This is a genomic window from Aeromonas sp., assembly GCF_050633025.1.
Classification (GTDB): domain Bacteria; phylum Pseudomonadota; class Gammaproteobacteria; order Enterobacterales; family Aeromonadaceae; genus Aeromonas.
The window spans coordinates 1-8,166 of sequence record NZ_JBODRQ010000140.1 but is presented as its reverse complement, the minus strand read 5'-3'; the positions used below and the strand labels follow the sequence as shown (position 1 = coordinate 8,166).

Below are 8,166 nucleotides of genomic sequence, written 5' to 3'. Positions count from 1 at the left end.
CCAGTGGTTTGCCGAGCGACCTAACTACCTGTTCTGAGTGAGTCATATTTTGTCATCTTCGGCTGCAGTCCCGCGCCCATCATCGGCATCTGGAAGATCAGCGGGAACGAAGATCCATAGAGGGTTGACAGGATTGTTTTTGCGCTGTGCTGCGTTGGCGGCGAGCAGTGTGCAGGCTTTGGTGGCAACCTGCAGGTCGGAAGGGCAGTTGTAGCCGAGGATCCTGCAGGCCAAACCGATCATAGGCAAGCGCTTTATCGGTTGAGCCTGCTGCGGCTTTAAGTTTTCCGCTCGTTGCAGTAACGTGGGCACTCTTTGCGGATGCCCTCCTTATTGTTCTCAACGAGGTGTTCATGTTTGAATTGCATTCCCGCCTGCAGGCCGATACCTGCTGGCTCGGCGATTTGCCGCTTTGCCGTGTGTTGCTGGCTAAAGATAGCCAATACCCCTGGCTGATCTTGGTACCGCGAGTAGCCGATTTGCGGGAGATCCACCATCTGGCGCCGGATCAGCAGCAACAGCTGATGCTGGAGTCCTGCGCCCTCGCCGCCCTGATGGAGCAGTCCCTTGCTCCGGACAAGATAAACATCGGGGCGCTCGGCAATTTGGTACCGCAGCTCCATATCCACCATGTCGCTCGCTTTGTTACCGATCGCGCCTGGCCCGGCCCCATCTGGGGTGCTCATCCGGTCGTGCCTTACGAGCCACAAGTTTTGGCGCAGCAGGCCGATATATGGCGTGCCCAGCTTGCCAATTTGAGCGGTTTTACTCCTGTGGCTGCTGATAATGGCGTCAACTGAGAGCCGTGTCGCTATTTCAGTCTGTGGGCCGCGCCATCTGTTAGAGTTATGGTATAGATAAGCCCATTTTCGATGTTCAGGAAGGTCCCATGATAGTGACAAGATCCGATGACGATGCCGTATTGACCACAGAGGATGTGCTGCTCAGTCTGTGCAACTCGGTGACCGATGTGTTGAGTGCCGCCACCATGAGTCAGGTGCGGTTTTCCGGTATGGTGCAGCGGATCAGCAAGACCTGCCTCAAGCCGGATATCGGTTGCTTCGTGCTGTTCGATGGCGGTTTTTCAGGTCTGGTGGTGATCAACTTCTCCGCCGCCGCTGCCATGGAGCTGTACGAGAGCTACATGCTCAGCATGGGGCTCTCCAAGGAGGATCTCGCCATCTCCCACACCTCTGACGAGGTGAGCAACGTGATGGGCGAGCTGATGAACCAGATTGTTGGCAGCTTCACCGTCAAGGTAGGACGAGACATGCAGACCCACATCACCCAGAATCAGCCGAAGATGTTGGCCCTGAATAAGCAGGTGATGCTGAGTGTCGATACCAACCTCGACAACCCGGAATCGCGCCGCGTCACCTTCTTCACCGCCCGCAACAACATCTTCTATCTGGAGCTGGCGATGGACAAGACCGAGTTCATCCGCATCCACAGCAACGGCATGGATGAGGAGGAGCTGGATCCCGATGCGCTGATCGCCCAGGCCAAGCAGGATGCCGCTAAACCGGCTCAGGCTGCGGCCCCGGTTGCCAACGATCACGACGATCTGCTCGACTCCCTGGGGATTTGAGGCAAATGCCGGATAGCAACAAGGCCACCTTCGGGTGGCCTTGTTGTATCGGTGCGCACAACCATCGTTAGAAGTTGTAGAGCAGGCCGGTGTTGAACACCATGGACTCGGAGTCGTAGAAGTTGATGTCGGAATCGGACTTGGCATAGCCAGCTGTAAAGGTTGCCGAGAGCGGAGCAATACCGAACAGGCGGTGCCAGAAGAAGGTACCGGTCAGGGCAAACTCGTCGGAGTCGGCTTTTTTGTTACCAAAGTCAGGGATTGGGTTGGCCTCATCATATTTGGTCTGCCCCAGATAGGCGTTGCTGATGAAAGACCACTGGGAAGCGCGCTTGCCGTAGGTCAACTGGAGGCCGCTGCTCTTGTAGCTTTGGGCGCTGCCATCCAGAGCGGCTTGGCGGTAGATAAAGGCCGGTTCCAGCATCTGACCGGGTGCCAGCTGCCATTTGTAGGAGAGGTCGAGGGCGTGGATCTTGCCGTTGCGATCCAGCTTGGCGGCAGTAGCGGCGCCGTACTGGCTGCCGCTGCGCTCCTCATCCACCTCGATGTTGCGGGTGGTCAGGCTGCCATTGAAGTTGCTACCCCAGATGCTATCCCAGGCGAAGCGAACCCCTTTTGACTTGATATCGGTCGACTGGCGGTCGACACCCACCGCGAAGGGATCGCTCCACTGCTCGGTCGGCATGGCATTAAAGACAACGGAGCCAGCTACGATGCCCTTGTCGCTCATCTCCTGACGGATACCGAGCTGCTGGGTAAAGTCGAAACGGATGGCATCCTGGATCAGGTTACCGAGGAAGACCTGGGTGCGGGTATCGGCAAAGGTGTAGCGGATATCGGCGTTGAGCAGCGGGACAACGGTGGAGCTGCTCTCGGCACTGCCCAGTCCGCTCAGGCGGCGGTTTTCATCATCACCACTATAAAAATTCGATTCGTAATTGATGACATTGACCCCACCAAGCAGGAAACCGGACCAGCCAGATTCGTTGGGTATTTTGCCCAAATCAGCATAAGCACTATTTGCGACCAGCAGGCTTACGCCTAGCAAGGTGGTGTTGCGCATCGGATAACTCCTAAATTAAATGGTGGTGAATTTTTTCGGCCGGTGAGTATAAAGAAAAAACCTTAATGGTAACTGACTCAATATTGCCAATTATCCTAACCCACTCATTTCATTCGGCGAATCGTTAATTAATTGTGCGAGATTAAGAAGAGTTCACTCGGTTGTGCTGGTATTCTGTACTGCGAATATCGGGGGAAAACAACAAGATGAAGCAGATTAAATCCTGGGCGCAATATTATGTCGATCTGATGACCAAGCTTGGACTGGTGCGCTTCAGCATGTTCCTGGCTGCGGGCATTATCGTGCTGGCGGTTGCCATCCAGATGGGGGTTACCCTGTTTTTACGGGGCAGCATCGATGTGATTGACTTCGTTCGGTCGGTCTTTTTCGGCCTGCTGGTGACCCCCTGGGCGGTCTATTTTCTCTCCATCGTGGTGGATCAACTGGAAGACTCCCGCCAGCGGCTGAGCCGGATGGTGCGCAAGTTGCAGGATATGCGCGAGCGGGATCTGGAGCTCAACACCCAGTTGCAGGAGAACATCAGCCGCCTCAACGCCCAGATTGCCGAGACCAACCGTGCCGAGAGCCTGCGGCTGCAGGCCATCGAGGATCTGGAGAACGAGGTGTTTCAGCGGGAAAAAGCCCAGCTTCATCTGGGGGAGCGCACCGCCCTGCTGCGCTCCTTTATCGACTGTTCCCCCGATCTGGTCTACTACCGCAATGAGGATGAGCAGTTCTCCGGCTGCAACCGCGCTATGGAAGAGCTGACCGGAAAGAGGGAGGCCGAGCTTATTGGTCTGACTCCGTTCGATGTCTACAAGCAGGAGATCGCCAACAAGGTGGTGGAGACCGACAAGCTGGTCTTTGCCAGCAACGAGCCACTCACCTACGAACAGTGGCTGGAGTACCCCGATGGTCGCAAGGCTTACTTCGAGCTGCGCAAGGTGCCCTTCTTTGACCGCTTCGGCAAGCGGCTCGGCCTGCTCGGCTTTGGTCGCGACATCACCGAACGCAAGCAGTATCAGGACAAGCTGGAGAAAGCGAGCCGTGACAAGACCACCTTTATCTCCACCATCAGCCACGAGTTGCGCACTCCGCTCAATGGCATAGTAGGTTTAAGCCGGATGTTGATGGATACTCCCCTCGCTCCCAAGCAGCATCAGCAGCTCAAGACCATCCACTTAAGTGCGGTGACCCTTGGTAACATCTTCAACGACATCATCGATCTCGACAAACTCGATCGCCGTCGCCTAGAAATTGCGCCGACCCGGATCGACCTGCCTGCCTTCCTCGACGAGCTGGAGACCCTGTCGCGCATTCAGGCGGATCAGAAGGGGCTCTATCTGCACTTTGATCGCGATGGTGATATGCCGCAATTCGTGATGGCTGACGGCACCCGGTTGCGTCAGGTGCTGTGGAATCTGGTGGGCAACGCGGTCAAGTTTACCGATGAGGGGGGAGTCACCGTGCGTTGCCTCTCCCATCCCGCCGACGAGCCGGGCAATCTCTCGCTGCACTTCGAGGTTGAGGATACCGGCATCGGCATCCCGCGCGCCCAGCAGGAGAAGATCTTCGCCATGTACTATCAAGTGCAGGGCAAGAAGCACGCTACCGGTACCGGCATTGGGTTGGCGGTCTCCCGACAGTTGGTGCAGGCGATGGGTGGCCAGCTCTATGTGGACAGCGAGCCGGACGAAGGCTCCTGCTTTACCGCCAAGCTGGAGGTAGCTTGCGCCGAGCCTGTGCTGCCCGAGCCGGAGGAGGAGATGCCCTCCCTCGATATCCTGCTGGTGGAGGACGTGGAGCTCAACGTGACGGTGGCCTGCGCCCTGCTTAACAAGTTGGGTCATCAGGTGCAGGTGGCACGGGACGGCACCCAGGCGTTGGCGATGGCCAACCCGGATGATTTCGACCTCATTTTGCTCGATATCCAGCTGCCGGACATGACCGGCTTTGATGTGGCGAAAACCCTGCTGGAGCGCTACGGCGACAGTTTGCCGCCCATGGTTGCCCTGACGGCCAATGTAACCGGCGATCGCCAGTACTATCTGGAGCGCGGTATGCGGGATGTGATCAACAAGCCGCTCGGCTCCAAAGCCGTGCGGGAGGTGATTGGTCACCTGTTTGCCGATCTGGCCGAGGACGAGGTGGAAGAGCAGGCGGATGTGGTGGCTCAGGATGCGTTGCTGGACCTTGCCTTTCTCACCGATTATGCCGATACCGTGGGCAAGCCGGTGCTGCTCTCCAGCGTCGAGTTGTTCGAGAAGATGATGCCCGACTATATGGCTGTGCTCGACTCCAACATGATCGCCAAGGATCAAGCTGGGGTGGTGGAAGAGGCACACAAGATCAAGGGCGCCGCGGGCTCTATCGGTTTGCGCCGGCTGCAGCAGACGGCACAGCTGATCCAGAGCCCGGATCATCCCGCCTGGTGGGAAAACGTGGAAGACTGGATTGAGACGCTGCGCCGGGAATATTCGGGTGATATCGCCCGTCTGCGCCGCTGGTTGTTGTCTTGAATCTAATGGGAGCCACAGGCAAGGAGCCACAGGATGTATAGCCGTTTGATTACCCCAATGCGTATTCACCCCTGGGGGAATGAGGAGCTGCTGGAGGCGACCGAGCTGGATCGCGCCCGCATCGTGCAGGCCGCGCCGGTGCGCCGTCTGCAGCAGAAGACCCAGGTTTTTCCGCTCGATGTGAAGGCTTCAGTACGCAGCCGCCTCACCCACTCGCTGGAGGTGCAGGAGAGCGGCCGCCAGATCAGTCGCCGCATTCTGGCCGAATTGCCAACTGGCACCGTCTGCCAAGGGGCATTTATCAATCTGGTGGAGATGTCCTGCCTGCTCCATGACGTGGGCAACCCGCCCTTTGGCCACTTTGGCGAACAGGTGATGAGCCAGTGGCTCGGCGAGATGCTCGACGCCCTCTATCAGCAGGCGTTGGCGCAGCCCCCCTCGGCCCAGTGGGCGGAATTGCGTCAGGACCTGCAACTGTTTGATGGCAACGCCCAGAGTCTGCGGCTGGTGCACAGCCTGCACGAGCTCAACCTGACGCTCGGGCAGCTGGCGGCACTCTGCAAATACCCGCAGCAGCCGCAACCCGGTGTGAGTTACGGCCAGCATCATGGCTGGAGCAGCAAGCGGGGCATCTTCTTCAGTGAGCAGCCGCTCTACCGGGCCCTCGGTCAGAGCCTGGGATTGGCCCCCGGATGTCGTCATCCGCTGGTCTACATCATGGAGGCGGCCGATGATATCTCCTACTGCATCGCCGACCTGGAAGATGCGGTAGATCGGAGGATCCTGACTCAGGGTGAACTGCTGGCGGCACTGCGAGCTGCTGACCAGAGTGACTACATGGGCACCTTGCTGGATGAGGCGCTTGCCAGTGGTCGGGGCTTTTTCCCCCATTTTCGCCAGCAACTGACCCGGGATCTGGTGGCGTTGGCGGCGCAGAGCTATGTCAGCGAACATCAGGCCATTTTGCAGGGATCCTATCCGCAAGCGCTGCTGCACGGTCAGGCGCCGGCGGCGCGGGTGCTCGATATCCTCAAACGGGTGGCCCGCGAGCTGGTCTTTATGCGCCCCGAAGTGGAAGCGCTTGAGCTGGAGGGGTATGCGGCGCTGCGCGGGGTGCTGACCAGTTATGCCTGCTTGTTGGCGCTGCCAGCGCCACAGTTTGCCCGTCTGCTGGCCGGGGAGGGGAGTCAGGCGCTGTTCTTTGCGCGCCGCCTCTATCACCGTCTCTCGGCCCGCCATCTCACGGCCTATCGATTGGCGATCGCCACCCCGGATCCGCGCTTTGCCTGCCAGAACGAGCAGGAGTGGTATTACCGGGTGCGGTTGCTGCTCGATTATGTCAGCGGCATGACGGATACCTATGTACTGGAAGAGTACCGGCTACTCTCGGGGATCTGATGCCCCAAGCTCCCTGTAGGGCAGCATAAAATGCCATAAAAACGTTTAAAAAGGAGTCGCAAGAGGCTTGTGTTAAATTCGGATATTTTTTAGACTTCTACAATCTGTTCAATTTTTACCCGGTAAGGAGACGAAAATGCACCATCTGATGCTCAATATTGCATTCTCTCGCGGCACTGCGTGCGGCGTGAAATCTCGTGCTCTTTTACCGCGTGGCGTAAACAGGTAACCCCTGTCTTTTTATCACCCGCGGTTCGTCCCGCAGGGTGATATCCACTTTCTCCGGGAGAACCGCATGTTCAACTGGAGAATGTCATGTCTATCGAACTGGTTTTACTGCGTAGCGTCGAGTCTTTGGTACAAAAGCGGATCGCCAAGGTTGAGCGTCGTCTCGCCGTGATCAATCTCTCTCCTGCCCTGCTGAAAGATATCGGTCTTGAAGGGTATGAGGGGCAGATCTCCCATATCCGTGAGCGCGAGTATCAAACAGGCTTCCGCCTCGGGAATCGAATAACCTGATAACAAGGGCCTTAATGGCCCCTATCACACGCCAATGGCAGACCCCGGTCTGCCATTTTTATTGGGCGCAGCATCTGTCGTGTAACGAGTCTGAATATCCGGTCTTCCCATTTGCGGGGGGATGCCACGTCCCATGGTGGCAATGCGACAAGTTACCGTATCCTGAATTGTGGCTAATTGGCACCGGACTTGGCAAGATAGATTGCCTACACTGATATCTATCTGATTCTGTTGGCTGTATCCCCCGTTTGAACAAGGATGTTCATGAAAATCTCAAGCAAGTTGCTGCTCAGCTTCGGTTTTATCAACCTGCTGATCCTGCTCTCCTCCACGCTGGTCTATTACCGGCTGACCCAGATCAATCAGGCCCAACACACTCTGCTGGAGCAGGCGCTGCCCGCTCTGCAGCGGGATGAGGCGAGCCAGAAGGCGCTGGTTGCCACCGTTTCTGCCCTGCGTGGCTATCTGATCCTCGGCAAGGATCCGACTCAGGCTTCCCGCCTCAAGCAGGAGTGGGAGTCGGCCTGGCAGGCCATTGCCCATCAGGCCTTCAGTCCGGCGCTCGCCAAGTCTCTCGAGACCTTCAAAAGCCATCAGGAGAAGGTGTGGACCATCGCCCAGAGTGAAGAGAATCTGCCCGCTCACACCCTGATGCTGCAGGAAGCGGGGCCGCTGGCGGAGGCTGCGCTCGATCAGCTGCAATCCTTTGCCAATGAAGAAGTTGGCACTCCACAGGATCAACTCTCCGGCGATCGCCGCATGCTGCTCAAACAGGTGGGGGATGCCTACAACAGCCTCGCCAACGCCCTCTCTGCCCTGCGGGATTTTCTTATCTCAGGCGATCCCGAATACCGCAGCAAATATCAGGATTACTACCAGTTTCATCAGCAGCGGGTGGCTGAGGTGAAACAGCAAGCCGCGCTCTTTACCGACACCCAGCGCAGTCTCTGGCAGCTGTTTGAAGAGATGGCGACCCCCTTCTCCGAGCTGGTGGGGCAGGTGATCGAGAAGCGCCAAGCGCCGGATTGGGATCAGGCCAACTACCTGATGGCCACCGACATCGAGCCGATGCAGTCCAG

The 8,166-nt window shown here is 57.6% G+C and carries 8 protein-coding genes; 6 read left to right on the top strand and 2 right to left on the bottom strand.

What is annotated here, in order from left to right:
* Positions 1 to 42: 42 nt before the first annotated feature.
* A complete protein-coding gene (locus ACRAUW_RS15245; protein ID WP_431362954.1) occupies positions 43 to 243 on the bottom strand; it encodes a hypothetical protein in 201 nt (66 codons plus the stop codon).
* A gap of 110 nt (positions 244 to 353) precedes the next feature.
* Between ACRAUW_RS15245 and ACRAUW_RS15240 the strand changes: the two genes are divergently transcribed.
* Entirely contained in the window at positions 354 to 800 is a 447-nt protein-coding gene (locus ACRAUW_RS15240) for an HIT domain-containing protein (RefSeq protein WP_431362953.1), read from the top strand.
* An 89-nt stretch (positions 801 to 889) separates the two neighbouring features.
* Positions 890 to 1,588: a DUF3334 family protein gene (locus ACRAUW_RS15235; RefSeq protein WP_431362952.1), complete on the top strand. Its 699-nt coding sequence runs from the start codon at positions 890 to 892 to the stop codon at positions 1,586 to 1,588.
* A gap of 67 nt (positions 1,589 to 1,655) precedes the next feature.
* Here ACRAUW_RS15235 and ACRAUW_RS15230 read toward each other — a convergent pair whose 3' ends face one another.
* On the bottom strand, positions 1,656 to 2,651 hold the full coding sequence (locus ACRAUW_RS15230) for a DUF2860 family protein (RefSeq protein WP_431362951.1): 996 nt from the start codon (positions 2,649 to 2,651) through the stop codon (positions 1,656 to 1,658).
* A gap of 206 nt (positions 2,652 to 2,857) precedes the next feature.
* Between ACRAUW_RS15230 and arcB the strand changes: the two genes are divergently transcribed.
* The 4 genes from arcB to ACRAUW_RS15210 all read left to right on the top strand — a co-directional run.
* A complete protein-coding gene (gene arcB / locus ACRAUW_RS15225; RefSeq protein WP_431362950.1) occupies positions 2,858 to 5,170 on the top strand; it encodes an aerobic respiration two-component sensor histidine kinase ArcB in 2,313 nt (770 codons plus the stop codon).
* A gap of 33 nt (positions 5,171 to 5,203) precedes the next feature.
* Positions 5,204 to 6,568, top strand: coding sequence for a dGTPase (gene dgt, locus ACRAUW_RS15220; RefSeq protein ID WP_431362949.1), 1,365 nt, complete (start codon positions 5,204 to 5,206; stop codon positions 6,566 to 6,568).
* Positions 6,569 to 6,883: 315 nt separating this feature from the next.
* Positions 6,884 to 7,087: a hypothetical protein gene (locus tag ACRAUW_RS15215; RefSeq protein WP_033114907.1), complete on the top strand. Its 204-nt coding sequence runs from the start codon at positions 6,884 to 6,886 to the stop codon at positions 7,085 to 7,087.
* 264 nt (positions 7,088 to 7,351) lie between these two features.
* A partial coding sequence (locus tag ACRAUW_RS15210) for a CHASE3 domain-containing protein (protein WP_431362948.1) occupies positions 7,352 to 8,166 on the top strand: 815 nt, incomplete at its 3' end.

Bases quoted from the DNA above. Each gene is read 5' to 3' on its own strand.
- ACRAUW_RS15245 (WP_431362954.1), bottom strand. From the start codon at position 243: ATGATCGGTTTGGCCTGCAGGATCCTCGGCTACAACTGCCCTTCCGAC.
- arcB (WP_431362950.1), top strand. From the start codon at position 2,858: ATGAAGCAGATTAAATCCTGGGCGCAATATTATGTCGATCTGATGACC.
- ACRAUW_RS15215 (WP_033114907.1), top strand. From the start codon at position 6,884: ATGTCTATCGAACTGGTTTTACTGCGTAGCGTCGAGTCTTTGGTACAA.
- ACRAUW_RS15235 (WP_431362952.1), top strand. From the start codon at position 890: ATGATAGTGACAAGATCCGATGACGATGCCGTATTGACCACAGAGGAT.
- ACRAUW_RS15240 (WP_431362953.1), top strand. From the start codon at position 354: ATGTTTGAATTGCATTCCCGCCTGCAGGCCGATACCTGCTGGCTCGGC.
- ACRAUW_RS15230 (WP_431362951.1), bottom strand. From the start codon at position 2,651: ATGCGCAACACCACCTTGCTAGGCGTAAGCCTGCTGGTCGCAAATAGT.
- dgt (WP_431362949.1), top strand. From the start codon at position 5,204: ATGTATAGCCGTTTGATTACCCCAATGCGTATTCACCCCTGGGGGAAT.